This window comes from Xanthomonas sp. D-99, from assembly GCF_017746145.1.
In the GTDB taxonomy this organism is placed as follows: domain Bacteria; phylum Pseudomonadota; class Gammaproteobacteria; order Xanthomonadales; family Xanthomonadaceae; genus Xanthomonas; species Xanthomonas cissicola.
Map to the genome: position 1 here is coordinate 96,121 of NZ_JAGHWU010000023.1, position 22,341 is coordinate 118,461.

The 22,341-nt window shown below is 61.9% G+C and carries 18 protein-coding genes and 4 tRNA genes; all 22 read right to left on the reverse strand.

Annotated features, from left to right (window positions below):
• Positions 1–828: a 50S ribosomal protein L2 gene (gene rplB / locus J7360_RS11295; protein WP_209033870.1), complete on the reverse strand. Its 828-nt coding sequence runs from the start codon at positions 826–828 to the stop codon at positions 1–3.
• Between the two features lie 10 nt (positions 829–838).
• The gene (rplW, locus tag J7360_RS11300; protein ID WP_057661879.1) at positions 839–1,138 is read right to left on the reverse strand and encodes a 50S ribosomal protein L23; all 300 of its coding nucleotides are present in this window, start codon (positions 1,136–1,138) and stop codon (positions 839–841) included.
• Positions 1,135–1,740 (reverse strand): 50S ribosomal protein L4, encoded by a 606-nt coding sequence (gene rplD / locus J7360_RS11305; RefSeq protein WP_005917124.1) that lies wholly within the window; start codon positions 1,738–1,740, stop codon positions 1,135–1,137. Before rplD ends, rplW begins: the two co-directional genes overlap by 4 nt.
• Positions 1,741–1,752: 12 nt before the next feature.
• Entirely contained in the window at positions 1,753–2,403 is a 651-nt protein-coding gene (rplC, locus tag J7360_RS11310; RefSeq protein ID WP_005917121.1) for a 50S ribosomal protein L3, read from the reverse strand.
• Between the two features lie 11 nt (positions 2,404–2,414).
• A complete protein-coding gene (gene rpsJ / locus J7360_RS11315; RefSeq protein WP_003486723.1) occupies positions 2,415–2,726 on the reverse strand; it encodes a 30S ribosomal protein S10 in 312 nt (103 codons plus the stop codon).
• A 465-nt stretch (positions 2,727–3,191) separates the two neighbouring features.
• Positions 3,192–4,382: an elongation factor Tu gene (tuf, locus tag J7360_RS11320; RefSeq protein ID WP_003486726.1), complete on the reverse strand. Its 1,191-nt coding sequence runs from the start codon at positions 4,380–4,382 to the stop codon at positions 3,192–3,194.
• 48 nt (positions 4,383–4,430) lie between these two features.
• Positions 4,431–6,548 carry an elongation factor G gene (fusA, locus tag J7360_RS11325; protein ID WP_057663920.1) on the reverse strand — a complete coding sequence of 706 codons (2,118 nt, stop codon included), beginning with the start codon at positions 6,546–6,548 and terminating at the stop codon, positions 4,431–4,433.
• A gap of 137 nt (positions 6,549–6,685) precedes the next feature.
• Positions 6,686–7,153, reverse strand: a complete 468-nt coding sequence (gene rpsG / locus J7360_RS11330; protein WP_005917592.1) for a 30S ribosomal protein S7 — start codon at positions 7,151–7,153, stop codon at positions 6,686–6,688.
• 12 nt (positions 7,154–7,165) lie between these two features.
• Positions 7,166–7,540 carry a 30S ribosomal protein S12 gene (rpsL, locus tag J7360_RS11335; RefSeq protein WP_002811712.1) on the reverse strand — a complete coding sequence of 125 codons (375 nt, stop codon included), beginning with the start codon at positions 7,538–7,540 and terminating at the stop codon, positions 7,166–7,168.
• 218 nt (positions 7,541–7,758) lie between these two features.
• Positions 7,759–11,973, reverse strand: a complete 4,215-nt coding sequence (gene rpoC / locus J7360_RS11340) for a DNA-directed RNA polymerase subunit beta' (RefSeq protein ID WP_003486736.1) — start codon at positions 11,971–11,973, stop codon at positions 7,759–7,761.
• A gap of 149 nt (positions 11,974–12,122) precedes the next feature.
• Positions 12,123–16,274 carry a DNA-directed RNA polymerase subunit beta gene (gene rpoB, locus J7360_RS11345; protein ID WP_057663917.1) on the reverse strand — a complete coding sequence of 1,384 codons (4,152 nt, stop codon included), beginning with the start codon at positions 16,272–16,274 and terminating at the stop codon, positions 12,123–12,125.
• A 348-nt stretch (positions 16,275–16,622) separates the two neighbouring features.
• Positions 16,623–16,988 carry a 50S ribosomal protein L7/L12 gene (rplL, locus tag J7360_RS11350; protein ID WP_057663915.1) on the reverse strand — a complete coding sequence of 122 codons (366 nt, stop codon included), beginning with the start codon at positions 16,986–16,988 and terminating at the stop codon, positions 16,623–16,625.
• 55 nt (positions 16,989–17,043) lie between these two features.
• Entirely contained in the window at positions 17,044–17,577 is a 534-nt protein-coding gene (rplJ, locus tag J7360_RS11355; protein WP_005930748.1) for a 50S ribosomal protein L10, read from the reverse strand.
• A 541-nt stretch (positions 17,578–18,118) separates the two neighbouring features.
• Positions 18,119–18,817, reverse strand: coding sequence for a 50S ribosomal protein L1 (rplA, locus tag J7360_RS11360; protein WP_003486747.1), 699 nt, complete (start codon positions 18,815–18,817; stop codon positions 18,119–18,121).
• A gap of 3 nt (positions 18,818–18,820) precedes the next feature.
• Positions 18,821–19,249, reverse strand: coding sequence for a 50S ribosomal protein L11 (rplK, locus tag J7360_RS11365; protein ID WP_007968862.1), 429 nt, complete (start codon positions 19,247–19,249; stop codon positions 18,821–18,823).
• 197 nt (positions 19,250–19,446) lie between these two features.
• On the reverse strand, positions 19,447–20,004 hold the full coding sequence (gene nusG / locus J7360_RS11370) for a transcription termination/antitermination protein NusG (protein ID WP_005917584.1): 558 nt from the start codon (positions 20,002–20,004) through the stop codon (positions 19,447–19,449).
• Between the two features lie 13 nt (positions 20,005–20,017).
• A complete protein-coding gene (secE, locus tag J7360_RS11375; RefSeq protein WP_005917581.1) occupies positions 20,018–20,425 on the reverse strand; it encodes a preprotein translocase subunit SecE in 408 nt (135 codons plus the stop codon).
• Positions 20,426–20,474: 49 nt separating this feature from the next.
• Positions 20,475–20,550: transfer RNA gene (locus J7360_RS11380), tRNA-Trp, on the reverse strand.
• 106 nt (positions 20,551–20,656) lie between these two features.
• On the reverse strand, positions 20,657–21,847 hold the full coding sequence (tuf, locus tag J7360_RS11385; protein WP_003486726.1) for an elongation factor Tu: 1,191 nt from the start codon (positions 21,845–21,847) through the stop codon (positions 20,657–20,659).
• Positions 21,848–21,893: 46 nt separating this feature from the next.
• Positions 21,894–21,969, reverse strand: a tRNA-Thr gene (locus J7360_RS11390).
• Positions 21,970–22,002: 33 nt separating this feature from the next.
• Positions 22,003–22,076, reverse strand: a tRNA-Gly gene (locus J7360_RS11395).
• A 29-nt stretch (positions 22,077–22,105) separates the two neighbouring features.
• Positions 22,106–22,191 (reverse strand) — tRNA-Tyr (locus J7360_RS11400).
• Between the last annotated feature and the right edge of the window lie 150 nt (positions 22,192–22,341).

A 22,341-nucleotide genomic window follows, 5' to 3' on the forward strand; every position in this document is an offset into this window, starting at 1 on the left:
TTAGCCCCTACGATCGCGGACGATGAACTGCTGGGTGCGCTTGTTCTTGCGCGTCTTGTAACCCTTGGTCGGAACACCCCACGGGGTGACCGGATGCGGATTACCCTGACCAGCCTTCGCTTCACCGCCACCGTGCGGGTGATCGACCGGGTTCATGGCCGCACCGCGAACGGTCGGGCGAACACCGCGCCAACGCTTGGCGCCGGCCTTGCCCAACTTCTCGAGGTTGTGCTCGTCGTTGCCGACTTCGCCGATGGTGGCGCGGCACTCGACCGGCACCTTGCGCATTTCGCCCGAGCGCAGGCGCAGCGTGGCATAGATGCCTTCGCGAGCGACCAGCTGGACGGCTGCACCGGCAGCACGTGCGATCTGAGCGCCCTTACCCGGCTTCAGCTCGATACCGTGAACCGTCGTACCGACCGGGATGTTACGCAGCGGCAGCGTGTTGCCGGTCTTGATCGGTGCATTGGCACCGGCAATGACCTGGTCGCCAGCCTTCAGGCCCTTCGGGGCGATGATGTAGCGGCGCTCGCCGTCGACATAGCACAGCAGGGCGATATGAGCGGTACGGTTCGGATCGTATTCGATCCGCTCCACACGCGCCGGAATGCCTTCCTTGTTGCGCTTGAAGTCGATGATGCGGTAGTGCTGCTTATAGCCACCACCGACGTGACGCACGGTGATGCGGCCATGGTGGTTACGACCACCGGACTTGCTCTGCGAGTCGAGCAGCGCCGCGTGCGGTGCGCCCTTGTGCAGATCGGGAGTGACCACGCGCACGGCGGAACGACGGCCGGGAGAGGTGGGTTTGAACTTCATCAATGGCATGGGATGGACCTCAGGCCTTGGCCGTTACGTCGATGGACTGACCATCGACCAGGCGGACGTACGCCTTGCGCCAATTGCCACGGTTGCCAGCACGGTTACGGAAGGACTTGCTCTTGCCCTTGACGTTGACCACGTTGACTGCCTTGACCTTGACGTCGAACAACTGCTCAACCGCGGCCTTTACATCGGCCTTGGTGGCGTCGTTCGAAACTTCGAAGACATACTGGTTGGAGATTTCCTGCAGGCGCGCAGTCTTTTCGGAGACTCGCGGAGCACGCAGCACGCTGAAGATTTTTTCGTTGCTGCTCATGCCAGCCACTCCTCGACCTTCTTGACCGCATCGGCGGTGATCACGACCGTATCGGCCCCGACCAGAGCGACCGGATCCAGGCCCTGCACGTCACGCACCTGCACATACGGCAGGTTGCGAGCGGACAGATACAGGTGCTCGGAAGCCTCTTCGGTGACGATCAGCGGGCGCTTGCCCACTTCCAGGCCCTTGAGCTTTTCGATCAGGCCCTTGGTCTTGGTCGCTTCGAGGTCGAACGCGTCGACGATCATCAGACGACCCTGACGGTTCAGCTCGGAAAAAATCGCGCAGATGGCCGCACGGTACATCTTGCGGTTGACCTTCTGCTCGAAGCTGCGCGGCTTGGCCGCGAAGGTCACGCCGCCGCCGACGAAGATCGGAGCCGTCAGCGCGCCATGACGCGCACCGCCGCCCTTCTGCTTCTTGGACTTCTTGGTCGTGCCCGCAACTTCCGAACGCGTCTTCTGTGCCTTGGTACCGGCGCGACCGGCGTTGCGATAAGCGACGACGACCTGGTGAACCAGATCTTCGCTGAATTCGCGACCGAACACGGCATCGGAGACCGAGACCTTGTTGTTGCTACCCGTGATAACGAGTTCCATCGTCATCTCTCCTTATGCCTTGCTCGCCGGACGGACGATCACGTCGCCACCAGCTGCGCCAGGCACGGCGCCGCGGATAGCAATCAGACCACGCTCGACGTCGACCTTGACCACTTCCAGGTTCTGCGTGCTTTGCTGCACGGCGCCCATGTGGCCCGACATCTTCTTGCCCGGGAAAACGCGGCCCGGGGTCTGGCGCTGACCCAGCGAACCCGGCGCGCGATGCGACAGCGAGTTACCGTGGGTTGCATCGCCCATACGGAAGTTGTAGCGCTTGATGGTGCCCTGGAAACCCTTACCCTTGGTGACGCCCTGGACGTCAACCTTCTGGCCGACCTCGAAAATGTCCGCCTTGATTTCGCCACCGACGGCGAAATCGCCGAGCTGGGCATCTTCAACACGGAATTCCCACAGGCCGCGACCCGCTTCCACCTTCGCCTTCGCGAAGTGGCCAGCAGCCGGCTTGTTGACCAGCGCGGCACGACGGGCGCCAACGGTGACCTGCACGGCGCTGTAGCCGTCAACTTCGACGGTCTTGATCTGCGCGATGCGGTTCGGAGTTGCTTCGATCAGCGTGACCGGTACCGAGCGACCGTCTTCAGTGAAGACGCGGCTCATACCAGCCTTGCGGCCCACGAAGCCCAACGAATATTTCTTCGTCATGGTCGTAGTCCTCAGGTCAGCTTGATCTGGACGTCGACGCCAGCCGCGAGTTCGAGCTTCATCAGCGCGTCCACGGTCTTGTCGTTCGGGTCGACGATATCGAGCACACGCTTGTGTGTGCGGGTTTCGTATTGGTCACGCGCATCTTTGTCAGCGTGCGGGGACACGAGGATGGTGTAACGTTCGATCTTGGTCGGCAACGGGATCGGGCCACGCACTTGCGCGCCGGTCCGCTTAGCCGTTTCGACGATCTCGCTGGCCGAACGGTCGATCAAACGATGATCGAACGCCTTCAACCGAATCCGGATCTTTTGTTCCGACATGACGGAAGCTTCCTTCGTTAAAAGAGCGACGGGCAAGGCCTCTGGGATACCTGCCCCGATATTCCTGACGTTAATGAAATCGCCGCGCGTCCTGCTGGCGAGGGCATTTCCTCCGCCCAAAAACTGAGGCAGCCCGGTAACCCGGCCTGCCCAGGCGGAAAAGTATAATGCGCAACAAGAGCACCGTCAACAACGCGTGAGTTGTTGAGTGCTCCATGCAACGCGACCTTCCCGGTCTGGCGAACACGAGCGGCATCCTGCCGTTCTTTTCGCTGTAACTCAGCGCCCTACCCAGGGACACCGAGCCGCGCATTATATCGAACGTGATTTGGGTGCGCAAGCCCATGCTCGGCTAGACGCACATCCCATCCTTACCGCTACTGTCTGGCAACAACGAAAAAGGGCCGGCTTGCGCCGACCCTTTTCCACTGCACCAACGGCCTAGACCGTCGACCTGCAGCTCTCTTACTTGATGATCTTGGCAACCACGCCGGCGCCGACGGTACGACCGCCTTCACGGATGGCGAAGCGCAGACCTTCGTCCATCGCGACCGGGTTGATCAGGGTCACGACCATCTTCACGTTGTCGCCCGGCATCACCATTTCCACGCCTTCCGGCAACTGGCAAGCGCCAGTGATGTCGGTGGTGCGGAAGTAGAACTGCGGACGGTAGCCCTTGAAGAACGGGGTGTGACGGCCACCCTCGTCCTTGGACAGCACGTAGACTTCGGCTTCGAACTCGGTGTGCGGCTTGATCGAACCCGGCTTGCACAGCACCTGGCCGCGCTCGACGTCGTCACGCTTGGTGCCGCGCAGCAGCAGACCGGCGTTGTCGCCTGCCTGGCCCTGGTCCAGCAGCTTGCGGAACATTTCCACGCCGGTGACGGTGGTCTTCTGCGTATCGCGGATACCGACGATTTCGATTTCGTCGCCCACCTTGATGATGCCGCGCTCGATACGACCGGTCACCACGGTGCCGCGGCCAGAGATCGAGAACACGTCTTCGACCGGCATCAGGAACGGACGGTCGACGTCGCGGGTCGGCTCGGGAATGAACGAATCCAGCGCTTCGACCAGCTTCAGGATCGCCGGCACACCGATGTCGCTCTGATCGCCGTCCAGCGCCAGACGCGCCGAACCATGGATGATCGGGGTGTCGTCGCCCGGGAAGTCGTACTTGCTCAGCAGCTCGCGCACTTCCATTTCGACCAGCTCGAGCAGCTCGGCGTCGTCGACCATGTCGGCCTTGTTCAGGAACACGACGATGTGCGGCACACCGACCTGACGCGAGAGCAGGATGTGCTCACGGGTCTGCGGCATCGGGCCGTCAGCGGCCGAGCACACCAGAATCGCGCCGTCCATCTGGGCCGCACCGGTGATCATGTTCTTGACGTAGTCGGCGTGGCCGGGGCAATCAACGTGCGCGTAGTGGCGGGTCGGGGATTCGTATTCGACGTGCGCGGTCGAAATCGTGATGCCGCGCGCCTTCTCTTCCGGCGCCGCGTCGATCGCGTCGTACGCCTTGAACTCACCACCGAAACGCTCGGCACCGATCTTGGTCAGCGCAGCGGTCAACGTGGTCTTGCCATGGTCAACGTGACCGATGGTGCCGACGTTCACGTGCGGCTTGGTGCGCTCGAATTTAGCTTTTGCCATGACTAACTACCTCTAATTGAAAAATTTGTGAGAAGCGGCTGAGCGAACTCAGCCCTTCTTGGTGACGGCGTCGGCGATGTTGGCCGGTGCCTCTTCGTAGTGGTCGAATTCCATCGAGAACGTCGCACGGCCCTGGCTCATCGAGCGCAGCGAAGTGGCGTAACCGAACATTTCACCCAACGGGATCATCGCGTTGATGATCTTGCCCGACGGGCTGTCGTCCTGACCCTGCAACACGCCACGACGGCGGCTCACGTCGCCCATCACGTCACCCAGGTAATCCTCCGGGCTGACGATTTCGACCTTCATGATCGGCTCCAGCAACACCGGGCTGGCTTTCGCGAAGCCCTGCTTGAACGCCATCGATGCAGCCAGCTTGAACGCCATTTCCGAGGAGTCGACGTCATGGTACGAGCCGAACACCAGCTTGACCTTCACCCCCACCACCGGGAAGCCGGCGATCGGACCACTGGTGATCGTCTCGCGCAGACCCTTCTCAACCGAGGGGATGAACTCCTTCGGAATGATGCCGCCGGTGATGTCGTTGACGAACAAGAAATCGTCTTTGACGTTGTCGCTCTTGCGCTCTTCTTCGGTCATCGGCGACAGCTCGATCACCACGTGACCGTACTGACCCTTACCACCGGACTGCTTGGCGTGCTTGTAATCAGACTTGACGTCGGACTTGCGGATCGTTTCGCGGTAGGCCACCTGCGGCTTGCCGACGTTGGCCTCGACATTGAACTCGCGACGCATGCGGTCGACGATGATGTCCAGGTGCAACTCGCCCATGCCCGAGATGATGGTCTGGCCGGATTCCTCGTCGGTCTTGACGCGGAACGAGGGATCTTCCTGTGCCAGACGGCCCAGGGCCATGCCCATCTTTTCCTGGTCCGACTTGGTCTTCGGCTCCACCGCCATCGAGATCACAGGTTCCGGGAACACCATGCGCTCCAGGGTGATGATCTTGTCCTGCGCACACAGCGTGTCACCGGTGGTGACGTCCTTCAGACCCACGGCAGCGGCGATGTCGCCCGCGCGCACTTCCTTGATCTCTTCGCGATTGTTGGAGTGCATCTGCAGGATGCGGCCCACGCGCTCTTTCTTCGACTTGACCGGGTTGTAGACCTGGTCGCCGGAGTTCAGCGTGCCCGAGTAGACACGGAAGAACGTCAGCGAGCCCACGAACGGGTCGGTCATGATCTTGAACGCCAGCGCCGAGAACGGCGCGGTATCGGTCGCAGCGCGCGTGTCTTCCTTCTCGTCTTCGTCGATACCCTGCACCGGCGGACGGTCCGCCGGCGACGGCAGCAAATGCACGACGCCGTCGAGCATGGCCTGCACGCCCTTGTTCTTGAACGCCGAGCCGCAGAACACCGGCACGATCTCCACCTTCAAGGTGCGCTCGCGCAGACCCGACAGGATCTCCTGCTCGCTCAGGTCGCCCTCGTTGAGGTACTTGTCCATCAGGTCTTCGCTGGCTTCTGCAGCCGCTTCGACCATGAACGAACGTGCCTCGGTCGCGACATCGACCAGCTCGGCCGGAATGTCGCGGTATTCGAAGGTGGTGCCCTGCGATGCGGTATCCCAATGGATCGCCTTCATCTTCAGCAGGTCGACCACGCCCTCAAAGCCGTCTTCGGCGCCGATCGGCACCTGCATCGGCACGGCATAGGCACCCAGACGGGCCTTCAGCTGCTCAACGACCTTGTCGAAGTTGGCACCGGTACGGTCCATCTTGTTGACGAAGGCCATGCGCGGTACGGAATACTTGTTGGCCTGGCGCCACACGGTCTCGGACTGCGGCTGCACGCCACCCACGGCGCACAGCACGAACACCGCACCGTCGAGCACGCGCAAGGAGCGCTCCACTTCGATGGTGAAGTCGACGTGCCCGGGGGTGTCGATGATGTTGAAGCGGTGCTGCGGCATGGACTTGTCCATACCCGACCAGAACGCGGTGGTCGCAGCGGAGGTGATGGTGATACCACGCTCCTGCTCCTGCTCCATCCAGTCCATCACTGCAGCGCCGTCATGGACTTCGCCGATCTTGTGACTCACACCGGTGTAGAACAGGATGCGTTCGGACGTGGTGGTCTTGCCGGCATCGATGTGGGCCATGATGCCGAAGTTGCGGTAACGCTCGATAGGGGTGGTGCGGGCCACGGGGAGCCTCTCAATTTCTTGGATTTCGGATGGCCGAACGCCGCCTTTCGGCGGCCTTCGGATTGGATGCGACGCAAGATGCGTCGCAAACAGCACTCATATGGTGCTGAAGGGCCCCGTTACCAAGGCCCCCGAGGTCACCAGCGGTAATGTGCGAACGCCTTGTTCGCCTCCGCCATACGGTGGGTCTCTTCGCGCTTCTTGATCGCGCCGCCGCGGCTTTCCGAGGCGTCCAACAGTTCTGCAGCCAGCTTACGCGGCATGGTGTTCTCGCCACGCTTGCGCGCGGAATCGATCAACCAGCGCATCGCCAGCGCCATGCGACGGGAGGAACGCACTTCGACGGGCACCTGATAGGTAGCACCACCGACGCGACGCGATTTAACTTCGACAGCCGGGGCCACGTTGTCCAGTGCTTTCTGCACCAGTTCGATGGCATTCGGATTCTTTTCGCCAATGACGTCCATTGCGCCATAGACAATTTTCTCAGCAACCGACTTCTTGCCACTTTGCATCACCATGTTGATGAAGCGGGCAATGGTTTCGCTGCCATGCTTTGGATCTGGCAGGACGGTGCGCTGCGGAGTAGAACCTTTACGGGACATTTGAGTGTTTCCTTAGCTCTTCGGGCGCTTGGCGCCGTACTTGGAACGGCCTTGACGACGCTTGGCGACGCCGGCGGCGTCCAGCGAACCACGGACGGTGTGATAACGCACACCGGGAAGATCCTTGACGCGGCCACCGCGGATCAGGACCACGGAGTGCTCCTGCAGGTTGTGGCCTTCACCACCGATGTAGCTGATGACCTCTTCCTGATTCGTCAGACGCACCTTGGCGACTTTACGCAGGGCCGAGTTCGGCTTCTTCGGGGTAGTGGTATAGACGCGTGTGCAGACGCCACGGCGCTGCGGACACTTGTCCAGTGCCGGAGAGGCACTCTTGTAGGTGGTCGCTTGCCGAGGCTTGCGGACCAGCTGATTGATCGTCGTCATCAGTTGATTCTTCTGATTGATAGGCCGACACGGCCTGCACGAAAACAAAGGCAGGCCGAGACCGGCCCACCGAGACAGAGAAGTATAGCTGGCAGGAAGAAACTCCGTCAACTTCACGAAATCTGAACCTGCTGGCCCATCCAAGGCCGGAAAACGGAGGGCGTCCTGCCCTCCTTTTCGCTTGGCTTACGGCGATCTTGCGACCGCCGTCGGAGCGCTTACTCCTCGTCCGCGCCAGCGTCGGCCACTGCGGCGACCGGTTCGGCGACTGCCGGCTTGCCCGACAGCGTTTCCATTTCCGAGTCGGTCAGACCCGAGGCCTTGCGACGTCCGGCGTGGTACGCCAGACCCGTACCGGCCGGGATCAGGCGACCCACGATCACGTTTTCCTTCAGACCGCGCAGGTTGTCGCGGGTGCCGCGCACGGCTGCCTCGGTCAACACGCGGGTGGTCTCCTGGAACGATGCCGCCGAAATGAACGACTCGGTGGCCAGCGATGCCTTGGTGATACCCAGCAACACCGGATCGTACTTGGCCGGCAGTTCGTTGCGCTTGACCAGGCGGGCATTTTCCTCGATGACGCGCTGGCGCTCGACCTGCTCGCCGTTGAGGAACTTGCTGTTGCCCTGATCAACGATCTCGACCTTACGCAGCATCTGGCGAGTGATCACCTCGATGTGCTTGTCGTTGATCTTCACGCCCTGCAGGCGATACACGTCCTGGATTTCTTTGACCAGGTAAGCGGCCAGCGGTTCGACACCCAGCAGGCGCAGGATGTCCTGCGGGCTCGGCTCGCCGTCCACCACGGTCTCGCCCTTGGTCACGTGTTCGCCTTCGAACACGATGATCTGGCGGTACTTGGGAATCAGCTCTTCGTGTTCCGAACCATCGGTATCCTTGATGATCAGGCGCTGCTTGCCCTTGGTGTCCTTACCGAAGCTGATGATGCCCGAGCGTTCTGCCAGGATCGCCGGGTCCTTCGGCTTGCGTGCTTCGAACAAGTCGGCAACGCGCGGCAGACCACCGGTGATGTCGCGGGTCTTGGACGCTTCCTGCGGGATCTTGGCAACCACGTCGCCCACGCCGACGGCAGCGCCGTCCTGCAGGTTGACGATGGAACGCGGCGGCAACAGGTACTGGGCCGGCAGATCCGTGTTCGGAATCGTCAGGTCGTTGCCCTTGGCATCGACGATGCGCACGATCGGACGCAGCTCCTTGGCCTGTGCGCCGCGACGCTTCGGGTCGGTGATTTCGCGCGACGCCAGACCGGTCAGCTCGTCGGTCTTCTCGATGACGGTGACGCCGTCGACGAAGTCGATGAAGCGGATGAAACCGGCCACTTCCGACACGATCGGGTGGTTATGCGGATCCCAGTTGGCAACGCTCTGCCCGGCCTTGACCGCATCGCCGTCTTTGGCGGTGATGGTCGCGCCGTACGGCAGCTTGTAACGCTCGCGCTCGCGGCCATGGCCATCGAGCACGGACAGTTCGCCAGAACGCGAGACCGCAACCAGCGAACCGCTGGCATGCGCCACCGACTTGAGGTTGTTGAACTTGACCGAACCGGTGGTCTTGACGGTGATGTTGTCCACCGCAGCCGCACGCGACGCCGCACCACCGATGTGGAACGTACGCATGGTCAGCTGGGTACCCGGCTCACCGATCGACTGCGCAGCGATGACGCCGACCGCTTCGCCGATGTTGACCTGGTGACCACGTGCGAGATCGCGGCCGTAGCAGCGTGCGCACACGCCGAACGAGGATTCGCAGCTGATGGTCGAACGCACCTTCACCGACTGCACGCTGGCGTCTTCGAGCTTGGCCACCCAGGCTTCGTCGAGCAGCGTGTTGCGGGTGACGATCGGCTCTTCGTCGTTGCCCGGCAGGTACACGTCCTCGGCCACCACGCGGCCCAGCACGCGCTCGCGCAACGGCTCGACCACGTCGCCACCTTCCACGATCGGGGTCATGATCAACCCTTCAGTGGTGCCGCAATCGATTTCGGTGATCACCACGTCCTGCGCCACGTCGACCAGGCGGCGGGTCAGGTAACCGGAGTTCGCCGTCTTCAGCGCGGTATCGGCCAGACCCTTACGGGCACCGTGGGTGGAGTTGAAGTACTCCTGCACGTTCAGGCCTTCGCGGAAGTTCGCCTTGATGGGCGTCTCGATGATCGAACCGTCCGGACGCGCCATCAGGCCGCGCATACCGGCCAGCTGACGGATCTGCGCCTGGCTACCACGGGCACCGGAGTCGGCCATGATGTACAGCGAGTTCATCGACTTCTGGTCGATGGTCTCCCCCTTGGCGTTCTCGACCTTTTCGGTACCGATGGTGTCCATCATCGCCTTGGCGATGCGCTCGCTGGTCCGCGACCAGATGTCCACGACCTTGTTGTAGCGCTCGCCGGCGGTGACCAGACCCGACTGGTACTGCTCCTGGATTTCCAGCACTTCGGCTTCGGCCTCGGTGAGGATGCCCTTCTTCTCGTCGGGGATCAGCATGTCGTCGATACCGATCGACACGCCGGCGCGGGTCGCGTAGGCGTAGCCGGTGTACATCAGCTTGTCGGCGAACACGACGGTGTCCTTCAAGCCCAGCAGACGGTAGCTGGAGTTGATCAGGCGCGAGATGTTCTTCTTGGTCATCTCGGTGTTGGCCAGCTGGAACGGCAGGCCTTCAGGCAGGATTTCGCTCAGCAGCGCACGACCGACCGTGGTATCCACGATCGAGGTGCCGCTACTGCGCTTGCCGCCGGCTTCCACGTCCACCTGGGTGATGCGCACCTTGACCTTGGCGTGCAGTTCGACCACGCGGTTGTCGTAGGCGCGCTTCACTTCGCTGGTGTTGGCGAACACCATGCCTTCGCCCTTCTTGTTCTCCAGGGCGCGGCTCATGTAGTACAGACCCAACACCACGTCCTGCGACGGCACGATGATCGGCTCGCCGTTGGCCGGCGACAGGATGTTGTTGGTGGACATCATCAACGCACGCGCTTCCAGCTGGGCTTCCAGCGAGAGCGGAACGTGGACAGCCATCTGGTCGCCGTCGAAGTCGGCGTTGAAGGCCGTACAGACCAGCGGATGCAGCTGGATGGCCTTGCCTTCGATCAACACCGGCTCGAACGCCTGGATGCCCAGGCGGTGCAGGGTCGGCGCGCGGTTCAACAGCACCGGATGCTCGCGAATCACTTCTTCCAGGATGTCCCAGACTTCGGCTTCTTCGCGCTCGACCAGCTTCTTGGCGGCCTTGATGGTGGTGGCCAAACCACGACGCTGCAGCTTGGCGAACACGAACGGCTTGAACAGCTCGAGCGCCATCTTCTTCGGCAGGCCGCACTGGTGCAGCTTGAGGTACGGACCGACGGTGATGACCGAACGGCCGGAATAGTCCACGCGCTTGCCGAGCAGGTTCTGACGGAACCGGCCCTGCTTGCCCTTGATCATGTCGGCCAGCGACTTCAGCGGACGCTTGTTAGTGCCGGTGATGGCACGACCGCGACGGCCGTTGTCCAGCAGCGCATCGACCGATTCCTGCAGCATGCGCTTTTCGTTGCGCACGATGATGTCCGGAGCATTGAGCTCCAGCAGGCGACGCAGACGGTTGTTACGGTTGATCACGCGGCGGTACAGATCGTTCAGATCCGAGGTCGCGAAGCGGCCGCCATCCAGCGGCACCAGCGGACGCAGATCCGGCGGCAGCACCGGCAGCACGGTCATGACCATCCACTCCGGACGGTTACCCGATTCCAGGAAGGCTTCGATCAGCTTGATGCGCTTGGTCAAACGCTTGAGCTTGGTTTCCGAACCGGTGCTGGCGATTTCCTCGCGCAGACGGGTCATTTCCGATTGCAGGTCGATCGTGCGCAGCAGCTCATACACGGCCTCGGCGCCCATGGCGGCGTCGAAGTCGTCGTTGTACTCCTGGCGCGCGGTCAGATACTGCTCTTCGGTCAGCAGCTGGCGGCGCTCGAGCGGGGTCAGGCCCGGCTCGGTGACGACATAGGCTTCGAAGTACAGCACGCGCTCGATGTCACGCAGGGTCATGTCCAGCATCAAGCCAATGCGCGACGGCAGCGACTTGAGGAACCAGATGTGCGCCACCGGCGAGGCCAGGTCGATGTGGCCCATGCGCTCGCGGCGCACCTTGGCCAGGGTCACTTCGGTGCCGCACTTTTCGCAGACCACGCCACGGTGCTTCATGCGCTTGTACTTGCCGCACAGGCACTCGTAGTCCTTGATCGGTCCGAAGATGGCGGCGCAGAACAGGCCGTCACGCTCGGGCTTGAAGGTCCGGTAGTTGATGGTTTCGGGCTTCTTCACTTCGCCGTAGGACCACGAACGGATCAGGTCCGGCGACGCCAACGCGATCTTGATCGCGTCGAAATCCAGCGTCTGGCGCTGCTGATTGAAGAGGTTGAGCAGGTCTTTCATTTGATATCTCCGGGTCGGAGGAATTTCGTATCTGAGATGAAACGCGAACAGCTTCGATCGGGACTGGAATCAGGGACCGTCCCCCGGAAGAACGCACGCGCTGAGCGCTCGCCTCTTCCGGGTTGCCGGCCCCTGACCGGGCCCGGCTCTTACTCTTCCAGTTCCATGTTGATCGCCAGCGAGCGGATTTCCTTCACCAACACGTTGAAGGATTCCGGCATGCCCGCGACCATCTCGTGCTCACCATCGACGATGTTCTTGTACATCTGGTTGCGGCCCTGCACGTCGTCGGACTTCACCGTCAGCATTTCCTGCAGGGTGTAGGCCGCGCCGTAGGCTTCCAGCGCCCAGACTTCCATTTCGCCGAAGCGCTGACCACCGAACTGCGCCTTGCCGCCCAGCGGCTGCTGGGTCACCAGCGAGTACGGGCCCGTCGAGCGCGCATGCATCTTGTCGTCGACCAAGTGGTTCAACTTCAGGTAATGCATGTAGCCGACCGTGGTCTTGCGATCGAACGCTTCGCCAGTACGACCGTCGTACAGCTGGGTCTGACCGCTCTGCGGCAGGTCGGCCAGCTCCAGCATGCGCTTGATTTCCGCTTCGCTGGCGCCGTCGAACACCGGGGTGGCCATCGGCACGCCGTCGATCAGGTTCTTGCCCAGGTTGAGCAATTCCTCATCGCTGAACTGCGACAGGTCCACACGCTGTGCATTGATCGCGTTGTCGTGGTTGTAGATGTCGTTGAGGAACTTGCGCAGTTCGCTGACGGCGGCTTGGGCTTCCAGCATGCGCTGGATCTTGCGACCCAGACCCTTGGCGGCCCAACCCAGATGCACTTCCAGAATCTGGCCGATGTTCATACGCGACGGCACGCCGAGCGGGTTCAACACGATGTCGACCGACTCGCCGGTGGCCATGTACGGCATGTCTTCCACGGGCACCACGTTGGAGACCACACCCTTGTTGCCGTGGCGGCCTGCCATCTTGTCGCCCGGCTGGATGCGGCGCTTCACGGCCAGGAACACCTTGACCATCTTCAGCACGCCCGGTGCGAGGTCGTCGCCCTGGGTGATCTTGCCGCGCTTGTCGGCGAAGCGTGCCTCGAATTCCTTCTCGTGCGCCTGGATCTGCTTCTGCGCACGCTCGATGGCGTCGGCAGCGTCTTCGTCCTTCATGCGCAGCTGGAACCAATCGGACTTCTTCAGCCCGTCCAGGTACGCGTCGGTGACGGTGTCGCCCTTCTTCAGGTTCGCGCCGCCGTTTGTGACCTTACCCACGATCTGCGAGCGCAGACGCGCGTAGATGGCCGCTTCCAGAATGCGGAACTGGTCGTCGAAGTCCTTCTTGACGCGCTTGATTTCAGACTCTTCGATCTGACGCGCACGCTTGTCCTTCTCGATGCCGTCGCGGGTGAAGACCTGAACGTCGATGACGGTGCCGTCCATGCCCGGGGGCACGCGCAGCGAGCTGTCCTTCACGTCGGACGCCTTCTCGCCGAAAATCGCACGCAGCAGCTTTTCTTCCGGGGTCAGCTGGCTTTCGCCTTTCGGCGTGACCTTGCCGACCATGATGTCGCCGGCGCGCACTTCTGCACCGATGTACACCACGCCGCTTTCATCCAGACGGTTCAAGGCCTGCTCGGACACGTTCGGGATGTCGGCGGAAATTTCCTCCGGCCCCAACTTGGTGTCGCGCGCAACGCAGGTCAGCTCTTCGATGTGGATCGTGGTGTAACGATCCTCTTCCACCACGCGCTCGGAGAGCAGGATGGAGTCTTCGAAGTTGTAGCCGTTCCACGGCATGAACGCGATCAGCATGTTCTGGCCCAGCGCCAGCTCACCGATGTCGGTGGACGGGCCGTCGGCCAGCACGTCGCCGCGCGCGATCACGTCGCCCACATTCACCAACGGACGCTGGTTGATGCAGGTGTTCTGGTTGGAGCGGGTGTACTTGATCAGGTTGTAGATATCCACGCCGGCATCGGTGCCGCCGCCGATTTCTGCCTCATTGACCTTGACCACGATGCGGGCTGCGTCGATCTGCTCGATCACGCCACCACGCAGCGCATTGACGGTCACGCCCGAGTCGCGCGCAACCGCGCGCTCGATGCCGGTACCGACCAGCGGCTTCTGCGAACGCAGCGTCGGCACGGCCTGGCGCTGCATGTTGGCGCCCATCAGTGCGCGGTTGGCGTCGTCGTGCTCGAGGAACGGCACCAGCGCCGCTGCGACCGACACGGTCTGCATCGGCGAAACGTCCATGAAGTGCACTTCGGACGGCGGCTTCAGCAGCGATTCGCCCTGGAACCGGCACGGCACGAACTGCTCGGTAAGCATGTTCTTGGCATCGGTCAGCGCGTTCGCCTGGGCGATCACGTACTCGTTTTCTTCGATCGCCGACAGGTATTCGACGTCGTCGGAGACCTTGCCGTCCAGCACCTTACGGTACGGCGTCTCGAGGAAGCCGTACTGGTTGGTGCGGGCGAATACGGCCAGCGAGTTGATCAGGCCGATGTTCGGGCCTTCCGGCGTTTCGATGGTGCAGACGCGGCCGTAATGGGTCGGGTGCACGTCGCGCACTTCGAAACCGGCGCGTTCGCGGGTCAGACCGCCCGGACCCAGCGCGGAGACGCGACGCTTGTGCGTCACTTCCGACAGCGGGTTGTTCTGGTCCATGAACTGCGACAGCTGCGAGGAGCCGAAGAATTCCTTGATCGCGGCAGCCACCGGCTTGGCGTTGATCAGTTCCTGCGGGGTCAGGCCTTCGGACTCGGCCATCGACAGACGCTCCTTGACCGCGCGCTCGACGCGGACCAGGCCCACGCGGAACACGTTCTCGGCCATTTCGCCGACCGAACGCACGCGACGGTTGCCCAGGTGATCGATGTCATCGACCACGCCGCGACCGTTGCGGATTTCGGTGAGCACCTTGATCACTTCCAGGATGTCGGAGGTGTCGGCGTGCTCGGCAACCAGACGCTTGGATTCTTCGTCGTTACGCTCGGCAAAGTACTTCTTGTCGTACAGCACCGACTCGCCCAGCACGTCCTTGCGGCCGACGCGACGGTTGAACTTCATGCGGCCGACCGTGGACAGGTCGTAGCGCTCGAAGGTGAAGAACAGGTTGTGGAACAGATTCTGCGCCGCTTCCTTGGTCGGCGGCTCGCCCGGACGCATCATGCGGTAGATTTCGACCAGCGCTTCCAGCTGCGTCTTGGTCGGATCGATGCGCAAGGTGTTGGAGAGGTACGGACCACGATCCAGATCGTTCACCCACAGGGTGCCAACCGCATCGACGCCCGCCTTGCGGAAGGCAGCCAGCTGGTCTTCGTTGATCTCGTCGTTGGCATTGGCCAGCAGTTCGCCGGTGGAGCCATCGACCACGTCGTGCGACAGGATGCGGCCGACCAGGTAGTCGTCCGGCACGGCCAGCGCGGCAACGCCGGCGGCTTCCAGTTGCTTGACGTGACGCGCAGTGATGCGCTTGCCCGCCTCCACGATGACCTTGTCGCCGTCGGCCAGGTCGAAGTTCAGCGTTTCACCACGCAGACGCTCCGGCACCAGCTCCAGCTGCACGCCTTCGTCCGGGTTGATGTGGAAGGTGTTGATCTCGAAGAACTCGGCCAGCATCTCTTCGTTGCTGTAGCCAAGCGCGCGCAGCAGGATCGACACCGGCAGCTTGCGGCGACGGTCGATACGGGTGAACAGCGCATCCTTCGGGTCGAACTCGAAATCCAGCCAGGAACCGCGGTACGGAATGATGCGGGCGCTGTACAGCAGCTTGCCCGAGCTGTGGGTCTTGCCACGGTCGTGATCGAAGAACACGCCCGGCGAGCGGTGCAGCTGCGAGACGATCACGCGCTCGGTGCCGTTGACGATGAAGGTACCGTTGCCGGTCATCAGCGGAATTTCGCCGAGATAGACCTCCTGCTCCTTCACGTACTTGATCGCCTTGGTCGACGACTCGCGGTCGTAGATCACCAAGCGCACGGTCACGCGCAGCGGCGCGCCATAGCTCATGCCGCGCTGACGGCATTCACGCTCGTCAAACACCGGCTGACCCAACTTGTAACCGACGTACTCCAGCGCAGCGTTGCCGCTGTAGCTGGAAATCGGGAACACCGACTTCAATGCCGCGTGCAGACCGAGGTCCTTACGCTTGTTCGGCTCCACGTCTTCCTGCAGGAATTCGCGGTAGGAATCCACCTGGATGGCAAGCAGAAACGGCACTTCGAGGATCGAGCGCTGCTTACCGAAGTCCTTGCGGATACGCTTTTTTTCGGTGAACGAATAAGACGTCATGAGGTCTTCACCCTAGGCTGCGGGGGCCACATCGCGGCGGCCCTGAAATAACAAAACTGAACCCGCGCACATGGATGTGCGCTGCTCTTGTGAGGGACTCACATTCAAGTTGTCAGTTGGAAGTCGCTGGTATTGCCGGCACCAGCACGCCTTCTCCCGCTACTTCCAACTACCAACTCGATGAGGCGAGGATTGGGGATGACGGGATTGGGGATTAGCGAAGGCTGCCTTCGAATCCCGAATGCCGAATCTCAAATCCCGGCTTTCCATCAACGGCCAAAGGCCGGGAGCTTTACGCTCCCAGCCTTCAGTGCATCACCATGAAACGCTGGCGATGCAAAGTGTTGCTTACTTGATTTCGACAGTCGCGCCAGCTTCGGTCAGTTCCTTCTTGATCTTCTCGGCTTCGTCCTTCGAAGCGCCTTCCTTCAGCATGCCACCGGCTTCGGTCAGATCCTTGGCTTCCTTCAGACCCAGGCCGGTCAAGGCGCGGACGGCCTTAATGACGCCGACCTTGTTGGTGCCACAGTTGGTCAGCACCACGTTGAACTCGGTCTGCTCTTCGACCACGGCGGCCGGGCCAGCTGCAGCAGCAGCGACCGGGGCAGCGGCGGAGACGCCGAACTTTTCTTCGATGGCCTTGACCAGCTCCATCACTTCCATCAGGGACTTCTCGGCGATGGCGTCGACGATCTGTTCGTTGGTAAGGGACATTGTGATTACCTTATAAATGATTTTCTGGATTGGGGTTCTAGCGAACGCTAGGACATCAAGCTTCGGCAGTCTCGGCGACCGGCGCGGCGGCTTCGTCGCCACCACCCTGCTTGTCGCCAACGGCCTTGACGGCACGGGCGAACATCGCAGCCGGTTCGGACAGCACGCGGGCCAGCATGGCCAGGGCCTGGTCACGGGTCGGCAGCGAGGCCAACACGTCGACGTGTCCAGCCGGGAACAGTTCCCCGCCGATGGACACGACCTTGGCCTGCAGCTTGTCGTTGCTCTTGGCAAATTCCTTGATCAGGCGACCGGCTGCGCCGGGCTCCTCCATCGAAAACGCATACAGCAAAGGACCGACCAGCTTGTCAGCAGCGACAGCGAAATCAGTACCTTCAACGGCACGCGCAGCCAGGGTGTTCTTGACAACTTTCAAGAACACGCCGGTTTCGCGGGCCTGCTTACGCATCGCGGTCATCTGGGAGACCGTGGTGCCAGCGTATTCGGCGGCGATCAGGGAGTGGGCCTTGGCGGCGATGTCTGCCAGCTCGGCGACTACTTCTTGCTTCTGGGACAGATTGAGAGCCATTGCACTCCTCCGTTAAAGCCGGTATTCGGGATTGGTGATTCAGGATTCGCCAGAGCCGTGAAGCAGCCTGCAAATCCCAATGCCGAATCGCTAATCCCGGCTTCAAACTACTCCGCTCGCGGCTCCTGCCGGTCGCGGTCCAGGGCAGCCTCCTTCCTGGAAGCCGGGAACATCGACCGATGTTCCTTTGGTGGCCGTTCTAGACCTGGAGTGGACTCGATCCGGGATGTCCCAGACGCGCGTAAACCAGAAAGCTCCAGAAGGGCGACACCATCTACGCCGGCCGGCTCGAAACGAACCAATTAAGCGATCCCGCTGCATCGACGGCGACTCCTTGCCAGTACGAGCATCCCTGCCCGTCGTCGATCTGCGCTGACCGCGCCTGCGGTCTTTGACGGCTACCGTCGGACGTGCCGGCGATCGCCTTCAAAATGTCCGTTGCCCAAAGGAGGGAACGGACTCCCAGCACACGGTGACCCGGGCCGGAAAAACAATGCTGTACTGCCAAATACGTCAGGCGCATGACGCCGGACGCATTCGCTTACTTCAGCGACAGGCTCGACTGGTCGACCGTCACGCCCGGACCCATGGTCGAGCTGACCGAGACCTTCTGCAGGTAGGTACCCTTCGAGGTCGCCGGCTTGGCCTTGACCAGATCCAGCAACAGCGCCTGCAGGTTCGACTTCAGCGCTTCGTCGTCGAAGCTGGCCTTGCCGATGGTGCAGTGGATGATGCCGGCCTTGTCGGTGCGGTAGCGCACCTGGCCCGACTTGGCATTCTTGACCGCCTCGCCCGGATTGGCCGACACGGTGCCGACCTTCGGGTTCGGCATCAAGCCGCGCGGACCCAGCAGGGTGCCCAGCTTACCGACGACGCGCATGGCGTCCGGGGTCGCGATGACCACGTCATAGTTCAGATCGCCGGCCTGCATCTTCTCGGCCAGGTCGTCCATGCCCACCGCCTCGGCGCCAGCGGCCAGAGCTTCGTCAGCCTTGGCGCCTGCCGGTGCGAACACTGCGACGCGCACGCTCTTGCCGGTACCGGCCGGCAGCACGGTGGAACCGCGCACCTGCTGGTCGGACTTCTTGGCGTCCACACCCAGGCGCACGGCAACGTCGATCGACTCGACGAACTTCGCCTTGGTGGCGGTCTTCAGGATCTTGATTGCGTCTTCGAAGGCATAGGTCTTGCCCGGAACGACAGCGGCCGTAATGGCCTTAACGCGCTTGCTCTGTGCCATCTCTTAGCCCTCCACCGTCAAACCCATGCTGCGGGCAGAACCCGCAATCGTGCGCACCGCCGCTTCCAGTTCGGCTGCCGTCAAATCGGCTTCCTTGACCTTGGCGATCTCTTCCAGCTGCTTGCGCGTCACCTTACCCACCTTGTCGGTGTTAGGACGCTTCGAGCCGGAGCTCACGCCTGCGGCCTTCTTGAGCAGCACGCTGGCCGGGGTGCTCTTGGTGACGAACGTGAAGGTACGGTCGGAATACGCGGTGATGATCACCGGCGTCGGCAGACCCGGCTCCAGCTTCGCCGTCGCGGCGTTGAATGCCTTGCAGAATTCCATGATGTTCAGACCGCGCTGACCCAGTGCAGGGCCAACCGGCGGCGCAGGGTTGGCCTGACCGGCCTTGACCTGCAACTTGATGAAAGCAGTAATCTTCTTAGCCATTTCAATACTCTCCGGGTGCTAGCGCCTGACCTGCAGGCTCCCCATCGGACCGGGATTCACGTGTCCCGGCTTCACGCTTGTTGACCGCACACAGACGGCCGCCATGCGGCAGCCATTGGTTCCAGGCGGTTCGCCAGGACAGCGAGCCGCGCACTATAGCAGCATTTGGGGCGAGCGCCTAGCCGGCGCCCACAAGGTCAGCCCTTCTCGACCTGACCGAATTCGAGCTCGACCGGCGTGGAGCGGCCGAAGATGAGCACGGCAACACGCAGCCTGCTCTTTTCGTAATTGACTTCCTCGACGACGCCGTTGAAGTCGTTGAAGGGACCCTCGGTGACGCGCACCATCTGGCCCGGCTCGAACAATACCTTCGGACGCGGCTTCTCGACGCCATCTTGCACACGCTGCAGGATCGCATCCGCCTCTTCGTCGCGGATCGGCAGAGGACGGTCGGCGGTGCCGCCAATGAAACCCATCACCTTGGAAGTTTCCTTCACCAGGTGCCAGCTTTCGTTGTCGATGCGCGGAATACCGGCTTCTTCATGCGTTTCGATCTGCACCAGCACGTAGCCGGGGAAGAACTTGCGCTCGGACCGACGCTTCTGGCCGGCGCGCATTTCGATGACCTCTTCGGTCGGCACCAGCACGTCGCCGAAACGATCTTCCATCTCGGCACGCGCGATACGGTCGCGCAATGCCTGCGCAACGGATTTTTCGAAGCCTGAATAGGCGTGAACGACATACCAACGCTTCACTGCTTGATTCTCCTCAACGAGCCAGGAACCACTGCGTGAGCTTCTGGATGACAAAGTCGAAGCCGCCCAACAGCAAACTCAGAATGATTACAACAACAATGACGACCCAGGTGGTGCGGATAGCTTCCTGGCGCGTCGGCCAGACAACCTTACGCAACTCGAACCTGGACTCGGACAGGAATTCGCGGGTCTCCCGGCCCTTGCCGGTACCCAAAAACACAAATGCACCCGCCACCAACCCGACGATGACAGCCAACGCACGCAGTTGCGGCGTCCACGCGCCCAGCTGGGTCGCGCGTTCGGGAGCGGAAAACCAGAACCACACAAAAAGCCCCGCAACCACCAGGGCAGCGGAGACAACGTACTTAACGACATCAGCGCTAGAGGACGCGCTCTTGGAAGGCTCGATTTTGCTATTCATCCGGCTCTAGTTACCGATCTGACCCGAGTCGCTGGGCCGGAAAGAGGAGTGGCACGCCAGGAGGGACTCGAACCCCCAACCTGCGGTTTTGGAGACCGCTGCTCTGCCAATTGAGCTACTGGCGTATGTACTCGTTTACCGCAAACCCTAAGACAACGAAGGCGGACCGCGGTTCAGCCGGCCCGCCATTCGTTTGAATCCAGCCGCCAACAGGCGGCTGGATGCAGGCACTTACTTGATGATCTTGGCAACCACGCCGGCACCGACGGTACGACCGCCTTCACGGATGGCGAAGCGCAGACCCTCGTCCATCGCGACCGGGTTGATCAGGGTCACGACCATCTTCACGTTGTCGCCCGGCATCACCATTTCCACGCCTTCCGGCAACTGGCAAGCGCCAGTGATGTCGGTGGTGCGGAAGTAGAACTGCGGACGGTAGCCCTTGAAGAACGGGGTATGACGGCCACCCTCGTCCTTGGACAGGACGTAGACTTCGGCTTCGAACTCCGTGTGCGGCTTGATCGAACCCGGCTTGCACAGCACCTGGCCGCGCTCGACGTCGTCACGCTTGGTGCCGCGCAGCAGCAGACCGGCGTTGTCGCCTGCCTGACCCTGGTCCAGCAGCTTGCGGAACATTTCCACGCCGGTGACGGTGGTCTTCTGCGTATCGCGGATACCGACGATTTCGATTTCGTCGCCCACCTTGATGATGCCGCGCTCGATACGACCGGTCACCACGGTGCCGCGGCCGGAGATCGAGAACACGTCTTCGACCGGCATCAGGAACGGACGGTCGACGTCGCGGGTCGGCTCGGGAATGAACGAATCCAGCGCTTCAACCAGCTTCAGGATCGCCGGCACACCGATGTCGCTCTGATCGCCGTCCAGCGCCAGACGCGCCGAACCGTGGATGATCGGGGTGTCGTCGCCCGGGAAGTCGTACTTGCTCAGAAGCTCGCGCACTTCCATCTCGACCAGCTCGAGCAGCTCGGCGTCGTCGACCATGTCGGCCTTGTTCAGGAACACGACGATGTGCGGCACACCGACCTGACGCGAGAGCAGGATGTGCTCACGGGTCTGCGGCATCGGGCCGTCAGCGGCCGAGCACACCAGGATCGCGCCGTCCATCTGCGCCGCACCGGTGATCATGTTCTTGACGTAGTCGGCGTGGCCGGGGCAGTCGACGTGCGCGTAGTGGCGGGTCGGGGATTCGTATTCGACGTGCGCGGTCGAAATCGTGATGCCGCGCGCCTTCTCTTCCGGCGCCGCGTCGATCGCGTCGTACGCCTTGAACTCACCACCGAAACGCTCGGCACCGATCTTGGTCAGCGCAGCGGTCAACGTGGTCTTGCCATGGTCAACGTGACCGATGGTGCCGACGTTCACGTGCGGCTTGGTGCGCTCGAATTTAGCTTTTGCCATGGGTGCGTGTCTCGGTAATCGTTTGGAGTTGAAGACGATTGAGTAATGGTGCTCACGAAAGGAATCGAACCTTCGACCTCCTCCTTACCAAGGAGGTGCTCTACCGACTGAGCTACGTGAGCGAGTTTTGCATTATGCCATGCATTTGCGTTCAATGGAGCGGGAGACGGGAATCGAACCCGCACCATCAGCTTGGAAGGCTGAGGTTCTACCGTTGAACTACTCCCGCGCCGGGAACTGCATGCCACAACGTGAAACTGGTGGAGGGAGGTGGATTCGAACCACCGAAGGCGTAAGCCAGCAGATTTACAGTCTGCCCCCGTTGGCCGCTTGGGTATCCCTCCAGCTTTTACTACCGGACCTGTGCGCCGCGAGGCGAATTCGGTTCGGGGTGAAGCAGCCCGTTATTTTGTTGTGGGACGCATGCAGTGTCAACAAAAATTTTGAGCAATCCTTCACTCTCAACGACACGCGGCGTCGGGCGCCACGCACAG